Source organism: Mesorhizobium sp. M0701, from assembly GCF_040320365.1.
In the GTDB taxonomy this organism is placed as follows: domain Bacteria; phylum Pseudomonadota; class Alphaproteobacteria; order Rhizobiales; family Rhizobiaceae; genus Mesorhizobium.
In genome coordinates this window covers 60,827-82,006 of the sequence record NZ_JAMYPO010000020.1, presented here as the reverse complement: position 1 = coordinate 82,006, position 21,180 = coordinate 60,827, and the positions used below count along the sequence as shown (strand labels likewise).

At 63.4% G+C, this 21,180-nt stretch carries 15 protein-coding genes; 2 read left to right on the top strand and 13 right to left on the bottom strand.

Annotated features, from left to right (window positions below; genetic code table 11):
• Positions 1-6: 6 nt before the first annotated feature.
• Both NKI24_RS19630 and NKI24_RS19625 read right to left on the bottom strand, forming a co-directional pair.
• Positions 7-1,098 carry a rhodanese-like domain-containing protein gene (locus tag NKI24_RS19630; protein WP_352747537.1) on the bottom strand — a complete coding sequence of 364 codons (1,092 nt, stop codon included), beginning with the start codon at positions 1,096-1,098 and terminating at the stop codon, positions 7-9.
• Positions 1,095-2,456: an LLM class flavin-dependent oxidoreductase gene (locus NKI24_RS19625; protein ID WP_502901474.1), complete on the bottom strand. Its 1,362-nt coding sequence runs from the start codon at positions 2,454-2,456 to the stop codon at positions 1,095-1,097. The genes NKI24_RS19630 and NKI24_RS19625 overlap by 4 nt, the downstream gene beginning before the upstream one ends.
• Before the next feature lie 181 nt (positions 2,457-2,637).
• On the opposite strand from NKI24_RS19625, the gene NKI24_RS19620 reads away from it, so the two are divergent.
• Complete coding sequence (locus NKI24_RS19620; protein ID WP_352747577.1) at positions 2,638-4,077, top strand: FAD/NAD(P)-binding protein; 1,440 nt, start codon at positions 2,638-2,640, stop codon at positions 4,075-4,077.
• Between the two features lie 80 nt (positions 4,078-4,157).
• Here NKI24_RS19620 and NKI24_RS19615 read toward each other — a convergent pair whose 3' ends face one another.
• A complete protein-coding gene (locus NKI24_RS19615; RefSeq protein WP_352747534.1) occupies positions 4,158-5,753 on the bottom strand; it encodes an ABC transporter substrate-binding protein in 1,596 nt (531 codons plus the stop codon).
• A 97-nt stretch (positions 5,754-5,850) separates the two neighbouring features.
• Positions 5,851-7,446, bottom strand: coding sequence for an ABC transporter substrate-binding protein (locus NKI24_RS19610; RefSeq protein WP_352747531.1), 1,596 nt, complete (start codon positions 7,444-7,446; stop codon positions 5,851-5,853).
• Between the two features lie 352 nt (positions 7,447-7,798).
• Between NKI24_RS19610 and gcvA the strand changes: the two genes are divergently transcribed.
• Positions 7,799-8,809 (top strand): transcriptional regulator GcvA, encoded by a 1,011-nt coding sequence (gene gcvA, locus NKI24_RS19605; protein WP_352747529.1) that lies wholly within the window; start codon positions 7,799-7,801, stop codon positions 8,807-8,809.
• A 31-nt stretch (positions 8,810-8,840) separates the two neighbouring features.
• Here the strand turns inward: gcvA and NKI24_RS19600 are convergent, their stop codons facing one another.
• The 9 genes from NKI24_RS19600 to NKI24_RS19560 all read right to left on the bottom strand — a co-directional run bounded on the left by NKI24_RS19600 (position 8,841) and on the right by NKI24_RS19560 (position 21,180).
• Positions 8,841-9,701 (bottom strand): NADPH-dependent oxidoreductase, encoded by an 861-nt coding sequence (locus NKI24_RS19600; protein ID WP_352449719.1) that lies wholly within the window; start codon positions 9,699-9,701, stop codon positions 8,841-8,843.
• Between the two features lie 50 nt (positions 9,702-9,751).
• Positions 9,752-10,846, bottom strand: a complete 1,095-nt coding sequence (locus NKI24_RS19595) for an LLM class flavin-dependent oxidoreductase (protein WP_352747527.1) — start codon at positions 10,844-10,846, stop codon at positions 9,752-9,754.
• 73 nt (positions 10,847-10,919) lie between these two features.
• A complete protein-coding gene (locus NKI24_RS19590) occupies positions 10,920-12,275 on the bottom strand; it encodes an LLM class flavin-dependent oxidoreductase (RefSeq protein WP_352747524.1) in 1,356 nt (451 codons plus the stop codon).
• Positions 12,272-13,453 (bottom strand): acyl-CoA dehydrogenase family protein, encoded by a 1,182-nt coding sequence (locus tag NKI24_RS19585; protein ID WP_352747522.1) that lies wholly within the window; start codon positions 13,451-13,453, stop codon positions 12,272-12,274. Before NKI24_RS19585 ends, NKI24_RS19590 begins: the two co-directional genes overlap by 4 nt.
• Positions 13,454-13,457: 4 nt before the next feature.
• Entirely contained in the window at positions 13,458-13,799 is a 342-nt protein-coding gene (locus tag NKI24_RS19580) for a DUF3088 domain-containing protein (protein ID WP_352684476.1), read from the bottom strand.
• Between the two features lie 7 nt (positions 13,800-13,806).
• Positions 13,807-15,162 (bottom strand): LLM class flavin-dependent oxidoreductase, encoded by a 1,356-nt coding sequence (locus NKI24_RS19575; protein WP_352747521.1) that lies wholly within the window; start codon positions 15,160-15,162, stop codon positions 13,807-13,809.
• 15 nt (positions 15,163-15,177) lie between these two features.
• Positions 15,178-16,353, bottom strand: coding sequence for an acyl-CoA dehydrogenase family protein (locus NKI24_RS19570; RefSeq protein WP_352449724.1), 1,176 nt, complete (start codon positions 16,351-16,353; stop codon positions 15,178-15,180).
• Between the two features lie 24 nt (positions 16,354-16,377).
• Positions 16,378-17,817: an NAD(P)-binding domain-containing protein gene (locus NKI24_RS19565; RefSeq protein WP_352747517.1), complete on the bottom strand. Its 1,440-nt coding sequence runs from the start codon at positions 17,815-17,817 to the stop codon at positions 16,378-16,380.
• Between the two features lie 1,161 nt (positions 17,818-18,978).
• A complete protein-coding gene (locus NKI24_RS19560; RefSeq protein WP_352747515.1) occupies positions 18,979-21,180 on the bottom strand; it encodes a xanthine dehydrogenase family protein molybdopterin-binding subunit in 2,202 nt (733 codons plus the stop codon).

Below are 21,180 nucleotides of genomic sequence, written 5' to 3'. Positions count from 1 at the left end.
CCTGCCCTACGCCGCTTCCACCAGGCTGGCCGACTGGAAGTCATACAAGAGGATCGCGATCTCGAAGCCGCGCCGCTGCAGCCAATGCGCCGTCGTCGCCGCGCGGACACCGAGCAGATCGTCGATCAGCACGACGCGGGCGCCGCGCACGGCGATGGTGCGATAGGCGACAGCGAGCAACTGCCCGCCCTCAGACGCGATCGACCCCGGAATATGCGCTTCGGCGAACTCGTCGGGCGTGCGCACGTCAAGCAGGCAGGTCGTCCGCTTTTCGTCCTTCGCCCAGTTCGCGGCCGTGGCCGCATTGATGCGGGGAAAGCTGTCGCCTTCGGCAAGCTTTGCGATGTGCTCCCCGGCGAAACGCTTGGCATCCTCGCTTGCCGGACCATAGATTGCGGTCTTGCCGGTTTCGAGTGCAAGACCGGCCTCGCGCCATGCCTTGGTGCCGTCGTGCAGATAGGCGACCCGGTTGGGCACGCCGGCATCGATCAGTGTCTGCGCCCCGATGATGGCGCGCGGCAGGCCGGCGCAGGAGACGACAACCTGCGTCTCCGGTGACGGCACCAGGTCGGCGAAGCGCAGCACCAGCTCGGCGCCCGGCACGCTGATGGCGCCCGGCACATGGTCCTTTTCGAACTCCGCCACCGTGCGGCTGTCGAGCACCACCACCTCGGCGCCTGGGCCTGTGAGCACCGCGAGCTCTTCAACGCTGACGACCGGGGTCCCCTTCTCGTCGCGGATCGCCAGCGAAAAATCGACGCCCGGCGTATCGAAGGTCGGCAGGTCTTCAACGCCGCTTTGCGTCCATTCCGGAATTCCACCGTTCAGCGAAAACAGCTGGGTACGGCCATACCCCACCAGTCGTTCGACAAGTTGCTCGGCAACGCCGCTGCCGTCGTCCGCCAGCACGGTGCGCACCGATTTGCGCGGGATGAAGCGGTCGATCTCGGCCTCGACCTGAGCCGCGGGCAGGTTGGTGGCGAACAGCGGCGATGCGTATCCGACAGTCGCGCTGTCGCGAATGTCTAGCACCGCCAGTTCTTCGCCATCCGCCAGCCATTGGCGAAACATTTTCGAATCGATCGTCCTGTCGCTCATGATGCTTTCCTCTCTTGCTGTTCAGCGGCGCCACGGATCGGACGCGCAAGGCCGAGGTTCTCGCGCAACGTCCCGCCTTCGTAAGCAGTCCGGAACAGACGCCGCCGCTGCAGCTCCGGAATGACGAGGTCGACAAAATCGGTGAGGCCCGTCGGCAGGATCGGCGGCATGACGTTGAAGCCGTCCGCCGCGCCACCGGCGAACCACTCCTCCATCATGTCGGCCACATCCTTTGGCGTGCCGACGATCTGGAAATGGCCGCGCGCGCCGGCAACGGCGAGATACAATTGCCGGATGGTCAGGTTCCGGTTCGCAGCTAATTCGGAAACGACTTTCAGGCGGCTCTTCACAGAATCGGAACTGCCGAGTTCGGGCAACGGCCCATCGAGTGGGTGGCTGGAAAGATCGATGCCGCCGAGCAGTCCGGAAACCAGGGCGACGCCGACCACCGGATCGACCAGCCGCTGGATCGCGTCGAACTTGTCCTCGGCTTCCGCGCGCGTCGGCGCGACGACCGGGAAGACGCCGGGCATGATCTTCAAAGAATCGGCAGAGCGACCAAAGGAGCCCAACCGGCCTTTCAGCTCGCTGTAAAAACCTCGGGCCGATTCGATGGTCGGATGGGCGGTGAAAACCACCTCCGCCGTCCGCGCCGCCAGCTGCTGGCCGGCATCGGAAGAGCCGGCCTGAACGATGACGGGATGGCCCTGCGGCGGGCGGGCGACGTTGAGCGGCCCTTTGACGCGGAAATGCCGGCCGGCATGGTTCGGGGCGTGGATGCCATGCCTGTCGATGGCGATCCCCGAAACCTTGTCGGCGACGAAGGCATCGTCGTCCCAGCTGTCCCACAGCTTCTTCGCGACGGCGACGAATTCCTCGGCGCGGTCGTAGCGGTCGGCATGAACGGGATGCTGGTCGCGGCTGAAATTCGCCGCCGCCGGCGCATCGGCCGAAGTGACGACGTTCCAGCCCGTTCTGCCGCCGCTCAGATGGTCGATCGAGGCGAACAGCCGCGCCAGATGGAACGGCTCCCAATAGGTGGTCGAGGCGGTGGCGACGAGCCCAATCCTCTGCGTCACGGTCGAGAGCGCCGACAAAAGCGTCAGCGGCTCGAAATGCACGACATGGCCGGTGCGCTCGAAGGTCTCGATCGGCTGCTCGCCATTGCGCGCGCTGAGGCTGTCGGCCAGGAACACCATGTCGAACAGGCCACGCTCGGCAGTGCGCGCGGCGTCCGCATAGTGCTGAAAGCTCAGGCCCGGATTGGCAGGCACATCGGGATGGCGCCAGGCAGCGACATGATGGCCCGGTCCGCGAACAAAGGCTCCAAGCCCTATCTTTCGATTTTCAGTCATCAGCGGTTCTCGGGCTGGTCGCAAAGGGCGTTCCTATCTATCGCTTGCCAAACCCGCTGAGTGAAAGAATGCCTTTCGCCAGCTGGCAATTATTGTTTTTTGACATCGGGTTACGGGAAAGCACGATGATCGTTGCCGGGGCGATGGGCTAGAGCCACGACCACCGGCGTCGCAAAGGTTCTTGATGCTTCATACCCCTTCCTCCCCGCTACGCTCGATCCCTCGTTCAATCATCATCGTTGGCGGCGGCTTTGCCGGCGCGGTTACCGCGATCAAGCTGCTCGACCGTTCAACTGAGCCGCTGGCAATCACCATCATCGAGCGCCGGGCCGAGCTCGGTCGCGGCGTTGCCTATAGCACCGTCGATCCACAACACCTCGTCAACGGCGCGGCGCGCATCTTCTCGCTGCATCCGGACGATCCCGATCACCTCGTTCGCTGGCTTATGGCGAATGGGCCGGAGCACGGCTGGACACCGCCCGAGGATGTCCCGGACTCAAGCCCGCCGCGCTGGCTGTTCGGCAGCTATGTCCAGTCGGAACTGACGAGAGCGATCAAAGACGCGGACGGGCGTTCCTGGCTGCGCCATATCAACGCATCGGCTATCGACATGCAGACGGGTCCGTCCGGTGTCTGCGTCGGCACCAGCGATGGCCAGCAACTGCTGGCCGATGAGGCCGTGCTCGCAACCGGGGTGTTCCAGAGCGAGCCGTCCACCACGGAAGCAGCCATCGTCAGCGATCCCCGTTATGTCGCCAATCCCTGGGATTCGGCGGCGCTCGATCGGCTCGCCGGCAGCAAGGAACTGCTGCTGATCGGCTCCAGCCTCAGCATGGTCGACGTCGTCGCCAGCATGGAAGCGCGCGGCTTCAAAGGTAGCTATCGCGTCGTGTCGCGGCGCGGACAGATCGTCGAGCCGAGGCGCAACGCGGAAGCGTGGCGCGATTTCCTCGCGGGGCGGCCGCTGCCGAAAACCACCAGGGCGCTTCTCGCACTGGTCAAGGCCGAACGCCGGGCAATCGAAACCACCGGCCTGGACTGGCAAGGGCTGCCACTGACGATCCGGCCGTGGATCCTGGCCTTGTGGCGAGGCGCCACCGACAGGGAGCGCTTGAAGTTCGCACGCCATCTGCGCGCCTTCTGGGATGTCACCGCGCACCGGGCGGCGCCACCGAGCTTTGAGCGCGTGGCACTGGCGCGAAGCCAAGGCCGTTGGACGGGTGGGGCGGGACGGGTGCTGGCACTCCATCCGCAGGCAAATGGCATCGTCGCTGAAATCCGCTGGCGCGACACCGGCGCGGTCGAACGGCTGCGCTTCGACGGTGTCGTCAACTGCCGCGGCCATCAGGAGCATGACTGGCGGCGGATCGCCGATCCATTCGTCCGCAGCCTGCTTGAGAACGGCATCGTCAGGCCGCATGCGACCGGCTTCGGCATCGACGCGACGCATGGCGGCCAAGTGATTGCCGGTAACGGCAAGACCCATGGCAATCTGTTCGCCATCGGCCATCCGCTGCGCGGCGTCGCCTGGGAATCGAGCTCAATCGGCGAACAACTGGCGCAGGCCATAGCCCTTGCCGGCCTTCTGGTCGGCGCCAGCCCAAGGCTGCGTGCTTTGGCCTGAAGTTGCCGGCTTTGCGAAATGGAAGAAACGAAAAGGGCCGCAGCTCGACGCGGCCCTTCTCTCATGATTGCCCGGCAGATTTAGGCGTTCGGGTCGAGATAGGCGTCGGCGAAATTCGCTGACAGGCCTTCGGCGCCAGGCGCGTAGTTCTTGACGGTTTTGCGGGCGATAATGATGGTCGGTGGCGCGATCAGATTGATGATCGGCAACTCGTCGGCGATGATCTCCTGGAACTTGAAGAAGAGCTGCTTGCGCTTGGCCTCGTCGAGCTCGACCGATGCGGCTTCCAACAACCGGTCAACCTCCGGGTTCTCATAGTGCGCGCCGTTGGAGAACGGCAGCCCTTTCTTGATGTTCTTCGACCAGTAGAGCCGCTGCGCGCCGGCGCTCGGATCGAAGATGTTGCCGCAGGATTCCGTCGACAGGTCCCATGTGCGGTCGGTGTAGATGGTCTTGACATAGGTGCCGAAGTCGAATTTTTCGATCTCGGCATCGATGCCGATCTTGGCTAATGCCTGCTTGAGGAAGTCGGCATAGCCCCACGGGTTGTAGGGATTGTTGGTGAGCCTGAGCTTGAAGCGTACGCCGTCAGCCCCACGCTTGAAACCGGCCTCGTCGAGCAGTTTTTCCGAGAGCGCCGTATCGAACGTCGCGGCCTTCACATCGGGATCGAAATACTTCTTGTTGACGACGCTGATCGGCGTCGGCGAGACTTGGCCATAACCGTAAAACACGATTGCATTGATCGCGTCGAGGTCGATCGCGTGCGCGATTGCCTGACGGACCTTCTTCTGCTTCAGGATCGGGTTTTCGAGGTTGATGATCAGTTGGTGCAGCGGGCCGCTATAGGCGAAGACCGTGCTGTCGACGACGAATTGCGGCAGCGCCTTGAAACGCTCCAGATCGGCGAAGGCCACCGGGTTCGGTCCGATGTCGACCTCGCCCGTTTCGAGCGCCGCGGCGCGCGCGCCCGGATCGGTGATGAAGCGGAAAATGATCCGGTCGAGATAGGGTTTAGGCGCATCCCAATAGGTCGGATTCTTTTCGACGAGGATGTGGCTGCCCTTTACCCATTCCTTCAGCACAAACGGCCCGCTGCCGATGATCTGCTCGAAGGACGGATCGTCGGCCGGCTTCAGCTTCTCGTAAATATGTTTGGGCACGATAGGCGATTCCGTCGCGGCCAGCCCCGAAATCAGCGCGGCGGACGGCTTCGACAACTTGATCTTCACGATATGCGGGTCCGACGTGTCAATATCGGTGACGTTCTGGAAGGTGATGCGCCCGCGCGGATGCGCTTCGCGCAGCCGGGAGATCGAAAAGGCCACGTCCTCGGAGGTCAAATCATGGCCATCCCTGAACTTCACCCCCTGGCGCAGCTTGAAGACGTATTCGAGCCCGTCGTCGCTGATCGACCATTCGGTGGCCAGTTGCGGTCGCGGATTGAGATCGTAGTCGTAGGCGAGCAGGCCGTCGAAAATCTTCGGACCGATGGTGGCCGGTCCGCCGGCGCTGGTGTTGATGGAAACGATCTGGTTCGGCTCGGGATAGTAGACGAAATTGAGCGTGCCGCCGGCCACGGGCTTTGCGTCTTCGGCGAATACTCCAGCGGGGAGCGCGGTACTCGCGCCGGCCAGCAGCAGGAACTGATTGAACAGGCGTCGGTTGATGGTCATGGTCGGTACTCCGCGTTTGCGCGATTTATCTTTCATGGAGAAAAGTCGGGATCGTCGTTTTCACGCGCCGGTCCCAACCAGAGGGCTTGCAGAACGCTTAGGCGTTTGGCGCGAGCCATATCTGCGCGAAGCTGTTGTTGATCCCCTGAGCGCCGGGCGCAAAATCCCGGACCTTCTTGTTGGCGACGATCTGGGCGCCGGCGGCGACCAGATCGACCGACACCACGTCGTCATGGATGATGTGCTGGAATTTGTACCAGAGCTCGCGCCGCTTGGTCTCGTCGGGCTCGATTGCCGCGGCTTCGAGGATCTGGTCGACCTCGGCGTTTGCATAGTGGCTAGCGTTGGAGAAGACGAGGCCGATCTTGAAGTTCTTCGACCAGTAGGCGCGCTGGACGCCGAGCGTCGGATCGAAGGTGTTCGACAGCGACTCGACGACCAGGTCCCAGGCGCGGTCGGTGTAGACGGTCTTCAGGAACGTCGACAGGTCAAGCTTCAGGATCTCGGCATCGATGCCGACCGTCGCCAACGACTGCTTGATGAAATCGGCATAGGACGCCGGCAGGAACGCGTTGTAGGCAAGCCGGAGCTTGAAGCGCGTCCCATCGGCGCCACGCGGATAGCCGGCGTCGTCGAGCAGCTTCTCCGCCAGTTTGGGGTCGGGCTCGCGCGCCTTGATGCTGGGGTCATACCATTTGGGCAGCGCCGTGCTGATCGGGCGCGGCGATACCTGCGCATAACCGTAGAGCGCGATGTCGACCAGCTTCTGCAGGTCGATTGCGTGGGCGATGGCAAGGCGCACATCGCGCTTGGTCAGGATTTCGTTCTCGTAGTTGAAGAACAATTGCTGCTGTGGGCCGGAATAGGCGTAGGTGTTGGTGTCGACGACCAGAGCGGGGTTTGCCTTCAGCCGTTCGATGTCGGCCAGCGGCACGGGATTGGCGCCGATATCGATCTCGCCGGTTTCAAGAGCCGCCGAACGCGCGGCCGGGTCGAGGATGACGTGCAGGACGATGCGGTCGAGGTAGGGCCGAGGCGCGTCCCAATAGTCCGGATTGCGGTCGAAGATCAGATGGCTGCCGGGCACCCATTCCTTGAGAATAAAGGGACCGGTGCCGATCGTCTGTTCGAGCTTCGGCTGTTCCGCCGGCTTGAACGTTTCGTAGACGTGCTTCGGCACAATCGGTGATTCCGAGCTGCTCAGTGCCGTGATCAGATAGGGCGCCGGCTTTGAAAGCACGATGATGGCGGTGTGCGGATCGGGCGTCTCGACCGCGGTCACGTTTTGGTAGGTGATGCGGCCGCGCGGATGCGCCTCCTTCAGCCGGAAGATGGTGAAGGCAACGTCTTCCGACGTGAAGTCCTTGCCGTCATGCCATTTGACGCCCTCGCGCAGCTTGAAAGTGTAGCGCAGGCCGTCATCGCTGATCGACCACTCCGTCGCCAGCAGCGGTTTCGGGTTGAGGTTGTAATCGAAATCGAGCAGGCCCTCGTTCACTTTTGGACCGATCGCCTGACCAGTCCCCGAGGAGGTGTTGATGGCAATCAATGACGTGGGATCGGGATAGTAGGCCCAGTTGAGCGTACCGCCCTGAACCGGCGTGCCTTCGGCGGCGAAGGAAACCCCGGGCAATGCGAAGCTCGCACCGCCAAGCAACAGCAGCTGGTTGAAATGACGACGATTGACAGACATGGTCTTGAGCTCCGGAAAACGGCTTCGATGACATCCGGCGGCCGAACGCATTCCGGCGCCCCAGCGTGATGATCCCTGCCACGCCGCAAAACCGGAAGAATGATTTTCTATCATCTGCGGAAAGCGCCGCTTTGCGCGATCGTTTCATTCCAGGAACCGGCCCAGGATCCAGCGAAGCCGGTCGCCGACAAATCAGCGCTCCGATCTTATTCTACAAGAATAGTAGACATTACGATTTTTTAGGTTTCCGTTCCCGCTGGCGCGACGCCGCGGCAAACGAAATTTTCCGCCGGGCGCTTTGGCGCAAAGCCCGCCCTCGTCGCGCCCGGCATGAACGTGTTGAATGCGCCTCATGGTCGATCTCATTCGCGCAAAATCAAGGAAGCTGCGGCCGACGCTGGCGAGGCTTCCGCCGCTGACGTCGCTTCGCGCTTTTGTCGCAACGGCCCGCCACCTGAGCTTTACGCGGGCGGCCGAAGAGCTCCATGTCACCCCCGCCGCCATCGGCCAGCAGATCCGCCTGCTCGAGGATCATCTCGGACAGCCATTGTTCCACCGCAACCGCGGCGAGCTTCTTTTGACCTCGGCCGGCCAGGCGCTGATGCCCGGCCTCACCGAGGCTTTCGACGTCGTTGTCGAGTCGGTCGCGCGCATTTCCGGCGACGAGGAGGATGCGCCGATCAAGGTGTCGGTCGCGCCTTCCTTCGCCAGCAAATGGCTGATCCCGCGCCTCGACGCACTGCGCGACGCGGCACCCGGCCTAGAAGTGCTGGTCGACGCATCGACCAGGCTTGCCGACTTTGCCAGCGAAGACGTCGACTGCGTCATCCGCTACGGGTCGGGCGCCTATAGCGGCCTGCTGACGGAACGGCTTTTTTCGGAAGCGGTGCTGCCCGTCTGCAGCCCGGAATTTGCTCGCATGCACGGTCTCTATCGCGGGCCGGAGGGGCTGCGTGACGCACCGATCCTGCATGAGGACGGTCCGGAACGCGATCCAAGCTGCCCTGACTGGAAGGGCTGGCTGAGATCCAACGGCCTGTCCGGCCGCTTTGTCGAGGGCGGTATACGGCTTAGCCAATCGTCACTGGTGCTCGACGCAGCTGCTGCCGGCAAGGGCATCGGTCTCGGCAAATTCCGGCTGGCCGAGCCTGACCTCGCCGCAGGGCGTCTGGTCAGTCCATTCGGCTCACCGCAGCCGGTCGAGTTTTCCTATTATTTTGCGACGACGCCGCACAAGGCGAAGCTGGAGACGGTCGAGCGCTTTCATGGCTGGCTGAAGGCCGAGGCGCGCCAGCTCGGCGCTCTCGACTTCCCACCGCCGGCGGCGCTTCCGGCGCGCATCGCCATTATCGCGGCCGAATAGCCTCGCCGCGGTCTCGCGAGCAGGCGCGCGCCTATTTGAGCTTGAAGCCCAGGGCCTTCAGCACTTCGCCCAGGCGATCACGGCCTTTCAGCGCTGCTTTGCTGCCGATGCGGTTCGAAACCAACTCTGTCCAGTCCACCACAGGCATCGCCTGCTCCTGCTGGAATAAACGAAGCCTCTGGTTGTAGGCTGCAAGATCGTCCGGATCGGGCTCTGATCGATAGCGCTCGCGGTGCAGCACCACAGCCTGCGGCAGTCTGGGTTTGATGTCAGTCGCAGCCAGGAGATCGGGATAGCCGACGGTCAGGCCGAACACCGCAACGGTTTCCGGCGGGAGGCCGAGTTCGCGCGCCACCTCCTGCGGATGATTGCGCATCGCGCCGATGTAGCAGGAGCCGAGCCCGAGCGCATCGGTCGCCACCACGGCGTTCTGTGCGGCAAGTGCGGCGTCGATCACGGCCAGCAGAAAACTCTCCTGATAGTCTAGCCCCTCGCCCACCCGGCCTTTTGCCTCGGCAATGGCACGCAGCCGCGAGAGGTCGGCCAGCCAGACCAGCAGCAGCGGCGCCTGCTCGATATGGCGATTGATCGCCGCCAGTCCGGCAAGCCGCGCCTTGCGCGCCGGATCCTCGACTGCGATGACGCTCCACGCCTGGAGATTGGAAGAAGTCGGCGCCGACTGGGCGGCGGCGACGATCAGTTCCAGCGTCCCTTCGGGCAGAGGCTTGGCGAGATAATTGCGGACCGAGCGATGCGAAAGGATCGCCTCGAGGGCTTCGTTCCAGTTTCCGGTATGCGTATGTTGCGGCGCCCGGTAACGCCGCCGCAGCGCCGCTTCACCACGCAGGTCGGCGTCGGAAGGGCGGATGCTGAATGCGGCCGGCTGTGACATCGTCTTCCCTACTGGCAATCTGGCTTATTCGGTGTTCTGACGACCCCAGGTCATTCAAGAAGCGCGGCTTCTGCCCCATTGCGCAATAGCGGAAGCAACTGATCGCCCTGCCGCTTGATCTCGTAAAGATACGGCGTGTCCGAGAGCACGAAATGCTTGATGCCCAGATCCCGGTATCTGCCGAGCGAGCGGGCGACGTCGGCGGCCGAGCCGACCAGCCAGGTGGTGCCAGCGCCGCCGCCGCCATATTTGCCCGGCGCAGTATAGAGATTGTCGTCCAGCACCTCGCCGCGCGCGTGCAGATCGAGCAGACGCTGCTGGCCCACCGCTACCGCCCGACCGTGATCGTTCCAGCCGGCTCCCTGGCCCTTGGCCATCTCGTCGACCTTCGCTTCTGCGTCCGCCCAGGCCTGCCCAGCGGTGTCGCGGACCAGCGTGGTGACCCGCAACCCGAACTCCAGAGGCGGGAGGTCTCGGTCGAGTTCCCTGCTCAAGGCTTTGAGCCGCTCGATCCGCTCCCGGACGCCGTCGAGCGGCTCTCCCCAGAAGAGCTGGACATCCGCCTCGCTGGCCGACACCCGCTCCGCCGCCTCCGACGCGCCGCCGAAATAGAGCTTGGGATGGCGACGATCGCCACGGACATGGATGCGGGGCATCACGGTAGAGCCAGTGACCTGGAAGTGCTCGCCCGCAAAGGTCACGTTCTCTTCAGTCCAAAGTCTGCGAACCAGGTGCATGAACTCTCTGGTACGGGCATAGCGATGTATCTGGTCACCTTCGCTGTCGCCATACGCAGCGAGGTTGTCCTTGCCTGACACTATGTTGATACGCACGCGACCGGCGGTCAGCTGGTCGAGCGTGGCTACGGCGGATGCGAAGTGCGCCGGCCGCCAGTAACCCGGGCGGATCGCGATGAGCGGCTCGAAGGAGGTGGTCCGCGCGGCGAGCGAGGCCGCGACAGTAAAAGTGTCGGGCCGACCCCAGCCGGTACCGATCAGCGCGCCCTTCCAGCCGTGTTCCTCAAGCGCCTTCGCGTGGCTGGTCAGCGTCTCCAGGCTGTTGTGGTCCTCGACGGCCGGCTCGCCGCGGTGACCGGGATCGACCTGGTTCGGGATGTACCAAAGAAATTCGGTATCAGCGCTCATTGTCGGGCCTGTATTTTGGCCGGGCATGAGGTCAATGGCAGGACCTTCCGCTCCGTTGTATTTTGATGACCATTCAATGGGTGGCCTCATGCAGCGCTGGCGCCTTGTGCGGCTGCGGTGCAAAGCGGCTTTCGGGTCTGGCAAGCCCGAGATGGTCGCGCAGCGTGCGCCCCTCATATTCGGTGCGGAACAGGCCGCGCCGGCGCAGGATCGGCACCACCGTATCGACAAAGACCTCCAGTCCGGTCGGCAGCACGTCCGGCATCAGGTTGAAGCCGTCGGCGGCGCCGGCGACAAACCATCTTTCGATATCGTCGGCGATCTGCTCGGGCGTGCCGACGATGGTGCGGTGGCCAGTGCTGCCGTTCAGCGCCCGGATCAGCTGGCGAACCGTGAAATCATTGCTGCGGGCGAGCGCGAGCGTGGCCTTGAAGAAGGTGTGGCCGCCGTTGGGGGGCAGTTGAATCCCTTCCGGCAACTTCTCGTCCAGCTTCAATCGCTCGCGGTCAATGCCGAGCACGCCGGACAGCCGCCCAAGGCTGTAGTCGAGCGGAATGCGGTCCCACAGCTCTTCTTGCCGCCGCTCCGCTTCCGCCTCTGTGCTGCCGATGATGGTGGCTAGGCCGGCGAGGTTGAGCGGCACGCCGCCGGTGCGGCCATAGGCGACGGTACGCGCCTTAAGTTCCCGCGCATAGCCGAGCGCTTCCTCGAAAGACTGCGATGCGGAAAACACGGCTTCGGCGTGGCGGGCGGCGAGGTCCTTGCCGTCATCGGACCCGCCGGCCTGGACGACCACCGGATGCCCTTGCGGAGAGCGCGGCACATTGTGCGGCCCATACACCGAAAAATGCGCGCCCTTGTGCTCGATGGCATGAACCTTGGCGGCATCGACGAAGCGCCCGCTGGCGACGTCGCCGATAAAGGCATCGTCCTCCCAGCTGTCCCACAATGCCTTGACGATCTCGGCGAATTCCGCCGCCCGCTCGTAACGCCGGCCATGATCGATCGCACCCGTCAGGCCGAAATTGCGGGCCGAGGCCGGGTCGGCCGTGGTCACGATGTTCCAGCCGATACGCCCGCCGCTGACGTGGTCGAGCGTCGCGAAACGACGGGCGATGTTGTAGGGTTCGTTGAAGCTGGTCGATACCGTGGCGATCAGGCCGATGCGCTCGGTTGCGGCGGCTACCGTCGCCAGCACGATGGTCGGCTCCAGCGACGTGATCGGACGATAGTCAATGCGGTCCGATATCGCCGCCTGGTCGGCAAGGAATACGGCGTCGAGCTTTGCGCGCTCTGCGATCTTCGCCACCTGCACATAGTGGTCGACGGTGAAGGCGGCATAGGGGTCGACGCCGTCCATCCGCCATGCCGCCGGCGAGAAGCCGGCATGCAGGATGTTGACGTTGAGATGGAGCTGCCGGCCGCTCATCGAAAGACGCCGGGCTCGGGATAAGCGCCGGTCAGATACCAGGTGCCGACAGTGCGGGTCTTGTATTCGGCAGGGTTGTGCAAGGTGTGAATGCGTGCGTTGCGCCAGAAGCGGTCGAAGCCGTATTTGCGCACTGCGGAGCGGGCACCCATCACCTCGAATATCTCGGTCGTGACTTCGAGCGCGACATCGCCTGCCAGCACATTGGCCGCGGCGACGGCAACCGCCGCCTCGCCGCGTTCTTGCTCGGTCAGCGCCTTGCCGCGCGCGATCGCATGATCGATCGCCGCCGCAGCCCGATCGGCCAGCACTGTCGCTGCCCGCGTCTTGACCCAGAGTTCGCCATACTGCCGCTTGATCCATGGATCGTCGATATGGCGCTCGACGCCGGAATACATCCACGGCCGCGAACTATTGAGCGTGTAGTCTCGTGCCGCCAGCAGCGCGCCCTGGGCCGTGCCTATGAAGACATTGAGCAGTACACTTTGCTGCTGCAGCGGGCCGATGGTGCGGATCGGCAGTGACGCGTCGACCCAACCGCGCACCAACTCGCTGTCGTGGATCCTGACGTCCTTGTAGGCGACCTTGCCGCTGCCGGTCTGCGTCTGGCCGATGCCGTCCCAGTCATCGAGAACGGTGATGCCTTCGCGGTTCGCGGGGATCGCCGCGAATTTCCTCTCGCCGCTGACCTCGTCTTCCCACGAGGTCGAAAGATAGTCGGCGACATGCGAGCCGGAGGCGAAGGGTTTGAAGCCGTTGACGATCGTCCACTCGCCATCTTTGCGGCCGAACAGCGTTTTGGAAAAACTGTTGCCGGTGTTGCCCCAGAACCAGTCGCCGGCAGCCGAACGCCGTAGCAGATCGGCTGAGCGCGGTTCGTCCGAATTGAGCCTGGCGGCGATCAGCGCGCTGAAATGGTAGCCGTAGATATGGCCGATCGAGCCGTCGACCTTGGCGAACTCGCGGCCGATCTTCAGCGCCGTCGAATAGGGTTCCCCGGCGCCGCCGAATTCCTTGGGGATCACGATGGTGAGCAGGCCGCTTTGCTTGAGCAGACGGATCTGTTCGGTAGGCCTGCCGCCAAGCTGGTCGCGCTCGACCGCATCGCGGGCAAAGATGTCGCGCAGCTCGACCGCCTTGGCGATCCATGGATTGGACGTATCGGGATCGAAGGTCATCGTCTCACTCATGCAGATGCGGGAAGCCGTGGCGCTCGGCAAGCAGTGCAAGAATGCGCCTGGTGTCATCGGCGAAGACCTTGCCCTTGGCCGTCGGCAAGTCGGCGGGCGGATCGCTGCCGATGATCAGCACCGGCAGCGACTGGTGCCGTTCGCCGAGCGCGTCGATCACCTTGCCCCTCGGCCTTGCGAACGGGACGCGTTCGACGTCTAGTCTGCTGGCGAGATCGGGAAAGGCAGCGAGCAGCCCTTCGACCTGGTTGCAATAGGGACAGACGAAGGCTCGGCCGGGGTGCTTTGGGTCGGCGAAACCCGGCTGAATGAGAAAGAGCGTGTCGCGCACCATTGCCGGCCTATTCCGCAGCCGCCGCGGCATGCCGCGAAAAACGGTTTGCCGGCCGCTTCAGGCCGAGATTGTCGCGCAAGGTCCTGCCCTCGTACTCATCGCGGAATAGCCCACGGCGGCGAAGTTCCGGCACGACCAGCTCGATGAAATCCTTCAAGCCGCCAGGCATGATCGGCGCCATGATGTTGAAGCCGTCGGCGCCGTAATTCTCGAACCGCTCTTCCATGGTGTCGGCGATCCGTTGCGGCGTGCCGACCACCTGCCAGTGGCCGCGGGCGCCTGCGATGCGCAGATAGAGCTGCCGGATCGTCAGTTTCTCGCGCCGCGCCAGATCGATCACCAGCGCTTGCCGGCTCTTGCCGGCATTGGTCTCCGGCAATTCAGGCACGGGCCCATCGAGCGGGTAAGAGCTGAGGTCGAAGCCGCCGGCCAGCGCCGAGACCAAACCGAGGCCGACTTCCGGCTGGATGAGGTCCTGCAGCTGTTCGAACTTCTCCTGCGCCTCGGCTTCGGTGCGGCCGACGACCGGGAAGATGCCAGGCAGGACCTTCAGATCATCCTCCGAGCGGCCGTATTTGCCGAGCCTGCCCTTGACGTCTGCGTAGAAGGCGGTTGCTTCGTCGAGCGTGATCTGAGCGGCGAAGATCGCTTCCGCCGTGCGCGCCGCCAGCTCTTTGCCCGGATCCGACGCCCCGGCCTGGACCACGACCGGATGACCTTGCGGCGTTCGCGGCGTGTTCAGCGGACCACGCACCTTGAAGTGCTGGCCCTTGTGGTTCAGCACGTGAAGCTTGTCCTTGTCGAAATAGCGCCCGATTGCTCTGTCGCGCGGGAAGGCGTCATCTTCCCAGCTGTCCCACAGACCGAGCACGACATCGGCGAATTCCTCGGCGCGGTCGTAGCGCTCGCCATGCTGGATATGCGTCTCGTGACCGAAATTGAACGCTGCCTCCGGATCGGACGAAGTGACCAGATTCCAGCCGGCCCGCCCGCCGCTCAGATGGTCGAGCGACGCGAACTGGCGGGCCAGATTGTAGGGATCGGAAAAACTGGTCGACGCCGTGGCGATGAGGCCGATGTTCCTGGTCACAGCCGACAGTGCCGACAGCAGCGTGATCGGCTCGAACGGATAGACGCCGCTATGCGCCTTGCGGCTGGCGGCCTCCAGATCCTTCAGCCGCGCCGCCACGCCGTCGGCAAAGAAGATGGTGTCGAACTTGGCTGCTTCCGCCAGCCGGGCAAGTTCGACATAGTCGCCGAGGCTGGTCCCCTCGCCTGCCGCCGGATGGCGCCAGGCCGCCACATGATGGCCGGTGAAAAGAAGAAACGCTCCGAGCTTTAGCTTGTCCTTGCGCCTGGCCATTTTTTTCGCGCCTCCTCAGCGGTACAGTCCGCCGGCCGGGAATTCCCCGGTCAGCAACCAGGTGCCGATCGTGCGCTTCTTGTATTCGGCGGGGTTGTGCAGCGTGTGCGTGCGCACGTTGCGCCAGAACCTGTCGTAGCCGTTGGCCTTGGTGGCCGAACGGGCGCCCATCACCTCGAAAACCTCGCTCGACGCATCGAGGCCGATTTGTCCGGCGTAGACATTGGCGGTGGCGAGATCGATCGCCGTCTGCCCGCGCCGCTCCAGGGTCAACGCCTCGCCCTGGCCATAGGCGGCATCGAGGCTGCGTGCTGCTATATCGGCCAGTTCGGCCGCGGCGAGCGTGCGGATATAGAGGTCGCCATATTTGCGTTGCACGAACGGATCGTCGGTATGTTTCTCATAGCCGGAATAGACCCAGGGGCGCGATTGCGAGACCGTATAGTCGCGGCCTTCGCTCAGCGCTCCTTGCGCGCTGCCGACGAACAGGTTGAGCAGGACCGCCTGCTGGAACAGTGACGTCAGCGTCTGGAACGGCGTCAGCGGCACCGCTGGCGAGCCGATCAGTTCGTCGTCGCCGACATGCACGTCCTTGAACGTCACCTTGCCGCTGCCGGTCTGCCGCTGGCCGACACCATCCCAGTCATCCTCGATGACGATGCCCTCACGGTCAGCCGGGATTGCGGCTGCCAGCCGGTCCTGACCGTCCTCCCAGGCAACCTGGATGTAGTCTGCGATGTGCGACCCGGAAGAGAACGGCCTGAAGCCGCTAAGGATCCAGCCCGTGCCGTTGCGCCTGGCCGTCGACGTCTTCGACATGGCGTTGCCGGAATTGCCCCAGACCCAGTTCTCCCTTGCCGAGCGTGTCAGCAGCCGGTCCTTCTGCGCCTCCGTGCCACGGAACAGCACGCCATTGAGCGGCAGATGATGGTATCCGTAGAGATGGGCGAGCGAGCCGTCGGTGCGGGCGAATTCGCGCACGACGCGCAGCACCGACAGCCAGGGTGCGCCCTTGCCGCCATAGCGCTTGGGAATCTGCGCCGACGGCAGGCCGCTTTCCTTCAGCAGGCGGATTTGCTCGACCGGCCGCCCGCCGGCCTTGTCGCGCGCCACGGCATCCCGATCGAAGATATCGCGCAGTTCGACCGCCGTGGCGACGAACGGGTCGGAAAGGTCAGGGCTGAAGGTCATCGGCGTTTGTCCATGGAAATGCGTCTATTCCGCCGCGATGGTCCGCGCCGGCCGCCAGACGGAAGCGGCATAGGCGTCTTCGCCGAACTCGGCCGGATGGCTCCCAGTTATGCGACTCTCATGGCTGTCGAGATCGGCGAGGAAGAGATCGCGGCTGATGCGCGCGACAACGGCCGGCACATCGCGCCTGATCGACGGCACATCGCCGATCGGCAGGCCGAAACTGACAAAGCCGCCGGGATTGAAGACATGGATATTCCTCAGGAATGGCGCCTCCCCCGGCGCCTTCTCGAGAAATTCATGGCCGAGGCCGAGATAAGGATGGGCGCCGAAAAATTCATCCAGCTCTGCTTCCGGCGGCGCGTACTGGTCGCGCCATAGCCGGATGGTGGCGGCGAAATCGGCGAACTCAGGCTTGCGCGTCGGGTCGGCGAAATAGCCGGTGCCGGCGACGACGAAGTCGAACGCAAACGTCTCGCCTGCGATATCGGTGACGACCTTGCCGTCTTCGACATCCGCATTTGTCCAGGGGGCACCGAGATGGAGATGAAAATTCTGGTGCCGCACCGCCCGCTCCACCGCATCGAGCGGTGGCGTCGAACCGGCCTCGCGGAAGCGCAGCGCCTGGCGCCAGCGCACCGCATCGGGCAGCAGCGGATAATTGTCATAGGCGCCGGGATAGCCGCGCACGCGGTTGATCGGCACACTGGCAATGCTGGTGCGTCTGGCGAACAGACGCACCGATTTCGCGCCGGCCTCAAGGGCAGCTCCGGCCGCATCGAATGCCGAAGCCGCCGACCCGACGACAGCGATTGCCTTGCCGTTGAGCGAGGCAAAATCGATTGCCGCAGAACTGTGTGCGACAAAGCCCTGCGGCAAGGCGGCAAGTACCGTCGGTATCACTGGACCGCCGCTGCCGCCAAAGCCATTGGCCAGAATGATCTTGCGCGCCGTTTCGATCGAGGGCCTGCCGTCGGCTTCGAGGTGGAGGCGAAAATGCCCGCCAGCCGGCTCGATGCGAATGAGACGTGTGCCGTAACGAATGCCGATGCCGAGAAAGTCGCGATACCATTTCAGGTAACTCGCCCAATCCGTCCGCGCGATGCGGTCGAAACCGGCATAGGCTTCCACACCATGGCGGGCTTCATACCATGACTGAAAGCTCAGGCCTGGCAGACCGAGTTCCGGTCCCGGCAAGCCCTTTGGCGTTCGCAGCCGGTTCATCCGTGCATGAGCGAGCCAGATGCCAGCCTTGCTTTCATCCGGTGCCGCGTCGACGACAGTGACCTTGCCAATGCCGGCACGCCTCAACGCGAAGGCAAAGGTCGCCCCCGTCTGCCCACCGCCAACGATGAAGACATTGTGGTCGATGCCTTCCCGGTCCGGCACCCAGTTCTGCGGATCGGGGCCGATCAGCCGGAGCGTTTCCCGGGCGTGGTGATCTGGATCGGTCGGTAAGGCCATTTCGGTCCCGGCTGAAGTTCAAGCGTCGCGCCAAACTCCGCCCCAGTCGGCAAACAGTCCAGAAATGTCTGCTTTGATTGCCCGGTAGTTTTTTTCACTTGCATCCGATTTCACAATCGGGAGCGCCATCGGGCAAATGGAGATCGGAGCTTCCAGGAGATGCGATACTACCCGGCCAGCGGATGACCGGGCCGCAGCCGCGGTCTACGGACCGCCGCGGCCGGTGCAATTGGTGCCGGTATTCCGCTCGCGACTGGAGCGGCGATTGGCGAAGGGTCATGAACCTGCAAGCGGATGGATCCACGCTTTGCTCCGCACAAGGGCATTTTGAGACTACGGCCGAGTTCAGAACCCGCCTAATTGCACGTCGTTGCCGCCAATTGCCGTACGCATCGCTGAAGGGTCTTTTGAAGCCGGGAGTGTTGAGCTACCTGTGACGGGTGCCATCAACGAGACGGAGAAAATCGACGAACGGGCCCAAAATCATTTCGCTAAAAGTCACGGATTTACCCGACAGCGCTCAATTCAAACCCGAAGAATTAAGCGTAACATATTGATATGTAATAATATGGTGGGCCCGGAGGGTATTCAGAAAGCCATAAAAATCAATTGGTAAGAGATCAGTGGGACTTCAGAGCATTCAAATCTTTTCCAATGTTTTTCAATGTTGTTGTCCCACTCAGAAGTGCCTCAGTCCACCAAGCCGACGCACTGAACGCCTCACTCGGAAGGGAGGTTTGCGCAAGGCGAAAGGAAGATCGCGTCGGTGTGCAGCCTTCCTGAGAAAGGTCGCGGTAGCGCCAACTGCTGACGCTCAGCGCGAAGACATCAATGTCCTGTTATGGGGCCGTCAGAGGACCGGCCGCTTCTCGCGCCAAGAAGCGATAGCAGACATGCAACTAGGTGGTACAAAATCTCTAGCGTGACCCTTTCGAGACATTTGCGTGCGGCATTTGCGTCTCGAAAGCGGATCTTTAGTGCTACCAGCACCAACGACCGTCTGCGGTCGTTCAGAACACGGGTTACCGTCTCTAAACCGTATATTGGACCGGGCAGCCGCCGGAAATTGATCGAATGGAGGTGATCGCATGTCAGGAGGCGTTCAAAAAACGACCTACGACCGCGATCTTCATCGCGGCCGTTTTATGGTGTCATTCCCGGCTATGCTGACAAGTTCTTTATGATCGGCAGCTTGCGGATCGTCTTGCCCGTCGCCGCCCGTAGCGCGTTGGCGACGGCCGGGCCGATCGGCGGCACACCCGGCTCGCCAACGCCCGTGGGCGGCTCGTCGGACGGCACAATGTGCACCTCGACGCGCGGCATCTGCTCGATCCTGAGCGGCATATAGGTGTCGTAGTTCTCTTGGTCTACGACACCGCCCGTCAGGGTCAGCTCCTCCTGGAGAATCGCGCCTAGCCCGAAGCCGATACCGCCCTCCATCTGAGCGCGGATCTGGTCAGGATTTATCGCGGTGCCGCAATCTACCGCGCAGACGACGCGGTCGACTTTGAAATCATTTCCATCGTTGAAGGTGATCTCCACCACCTCGGCGACATAGGTCGAGAGGCTTTCATGCAGGGCCACGCCGCGGAAATGGCCTTCCGGCAGAGGCTTGTCCCAGCCTGCCTTCTCAGCAGCCAATTTCAGCACGCCGGCATGCCGTGAATGCTGACCGAGCATCGACAAGCGGAAGTCGACCGGATCACGGTTCGCAGCGGCGGCGAGCTCATCAATCAGGGTTTCCATTGCGTAAGCGGTGTGGGTGGAGCCTACCGAACGCCACCACAGCACTGGGATGTTCACGTCCGTGGTGGTCAGCTCGACCTTCAGGTTCGGGATCGCATAGGGCAGGTTGGTGGCGCCCTCCACGGAGGTCGGATCGATGCCGTTCTCGATCATCGCCGCAAAGGGCGAACCGCCCGCGATCGATTGGCCCACGATGTGGTCATGGAGAGCGACGACATTGCCTTCCTTGTCGAGCCCCGCCTTGACTGCGTGCACATAGGCCGGCCGGTACCGCCCACCCCGCATGTCGTTCTCGCGGGTCCACTGCACCTTCACTGGCTTGCCGGGTCCCAGTGCACGCGCTGTGGAAACAGCTTCGATAATGAGATCTGCGTCCGAGACCGCTCGGCGGCCGAAGCTGCCGCCGGTCTTCATCACGTGCAGCCTCACCTTGTCCGGCGTGGTGCCGCCTACTTGAGCGGCAGCCGCCTGATAAAGGTCGGGCATCTGGTGTCCGCCCCAGACTTCGATGGTGCCGTCTTCGTTGATTCGGGCGGCCGCGTTGAGTGGCTCGATCGAAGCATGGACAAGATAGGGGAATTCGTAGTGCCCTTGGATGACTTTCTCAGCACTGGCCAACGCTGCGGGAGTGTTACCGTCGTCGCGCGCGGTGGCCGCGCCCGGATCGTCTGCTGCCTTAGTGTATTCGGCCATGATCTCGGCCGTGCCGCGCCTTTCGGCCTTCTCTTCGTTCCAGGTCACCTCCACGAGATCGCGGCCCTTGAGCGCCGTCCACATGTCCCTGCCGACCACGGCAATGCCGCGCGGCGTCTGGACGACATCGACAATGCCGTCGAGTGCCTTGGCCTTGGAGGCGTCGAAGCTCTCGATCTCAGCGCCGAACTTCGGCGGATGGATCATAACGGCCGTATTGAGTCCATCCATCTTGAGGTCGATCGTGTAGGTCTGCGCGCCATTGGTCTTGCCGGCGGAATCGTAGCGCTTGAGGCTGTCCGATCCGATCTGGGCCCACTTGTCGCGCGGCTTTAGCGGCACGTCGTCGGGAACCGGCATTCCCGCTGCGGCTTCAGCCAGGTCACCGAAGCGCGCCTGCATCCCTGAGGCGTGCGACACGACCCCGGAAGCCACTGTGATCTCGCCGGCTGGCACGTCCCACCGCTGCGCCGCGGCCGCCACCAGCATGGCCCGTGCGGCAGCACCCGCCTTGCGGTAGCGCCCCCACGACGAGCTCATCGACGTGGAGCCACCGGTTCCCTGCGCGGCCCCGCCCCAGGCGAGATTGCCGTAGAGCGCGGTATTGCCATATCCGCCGACCACGTGGACCTGCGCCCAGGCGCCGTCGAGCTCTTCCATAACCAGGGTGGCGATGCCGAAATAGGAGCCTTGTCCCATCTCGAACTGCGACGAGTAGATGACGATTCGGTTCTCCGGTGTGATCTCGACATAGGTCTGGAAGGGGTTCGCCTGGACCGCTGCAGGCGTCGTTTGTGCGTTGGCGGGCGCGGCCATCATTAGCCGGTAGCCCACGGCGAGGCCCGCGGTGGTGACGGCCGTGCCGAGGAGGAACTGGCGGCGCGTGGGCCCCACGGCATTATGCTTCGGGAGAAACTGCAACAT

Bases quoted from the DNA above. Each gene is read 5' to 3' on its own strand.
- NKI24_RS19610 (WP_352747531.1), bottom strand. From the start codon at position 7,446: ATGTCTGTCAATCGTCGTCATTTCAACCAGCTGCTGTTGCTTGGCGGT.
- NKI24_RS19620 (WP_352747577.1), top strand. From the start codon at position 2,638: ATGCTTCATACCCCTTCCTCCCCGCTACGCTCGATCCCTCGTTCAATC.
- NKI24_RS19595 (WP_352747527.1), bottom strand. From the start codon at position 10,846: ATGAGCGCTGATACCGAATTTCTTTGGTACATCCCGAACCAGGTCGAT.
- NKI24_RS19560 (WP_352747515.1), bottom strand. From the start codon at position 21,180: ATGTTGCAGTTTCTCCCGAAGCATAATGCCGTGGGGCCCACGCGCCGC.
- NKI24_RS19580 (WP_352684476.1), bottom strand. From the start codon at position 13,799: ATGGTGCGCGACACGCTCTTTCTCATTCAGCCGGGTTTCGCCGACCCA.
- NKI24_RS19565 (WP_352747517.1), bottom strand. From the start codon at position 17,817: ATGGCCTTACCGACCGATCCAGATCACCACGCCCGGGAAACGCTCCGG.
- NKI24_RS19575 (WP_352747521.1), bottom strand. From the start codon at position 15,162: ATGGCCAGGCGCAAGGACAAGCTAAAGCTCGGAGCGTTTCTTCTTTTC.
- gcvA (WP_352747529.1), top strand. From the start codon at position 7,799: ATGGTCGATCTCATTCGCGCAAAATCAAGGAAGCTGCGGCCGACGCTG.
- NKI24_RS19585 (WP_352747522.1), bottom strand. From the start codon at position 13,453: ATGACCTTCGATCCCGATACGTCCAATCCATGGATCGCCAAGGCGGTC.
- NKI24_RS19570 (WP_352449724.1), bottom strand. From the start codon at position 16,353: ATGACCTTCAGCCCTGACCTTTCCGACCCGTTCGTCGCCACGGCGGTC.
- NKI24_RS19590 (WP_352747524.1), bottom strand. From the start codon at position 12,275: ATGAGCGGCCGGCAGCTCCATCTCAACGTCAACATCCTGCATGCCGGC.
- NKI24_RS19615 (WP_352747534.1), bottom strand. From the start codon at position 5,753: ATGACCATCAACCGACGCCTGTTCAATCAGTTCCTGCTGCTGGCCGGC.
- NKI24_RS19630 (WP_352747537.1), bottom strand. From the start codon at position 1,098: ATGAGCGACAGGACGATCGATTCGAAAATGTTTCGCCAATGGCTGGCG.
- NKI24_RS19600 (WP_352449719.1), bottom strand. From the start codon at position 9,701: ATGTCACAGCCGGCCGCATTCAGCATCCGCCCTTCCGACGCCGACCTG.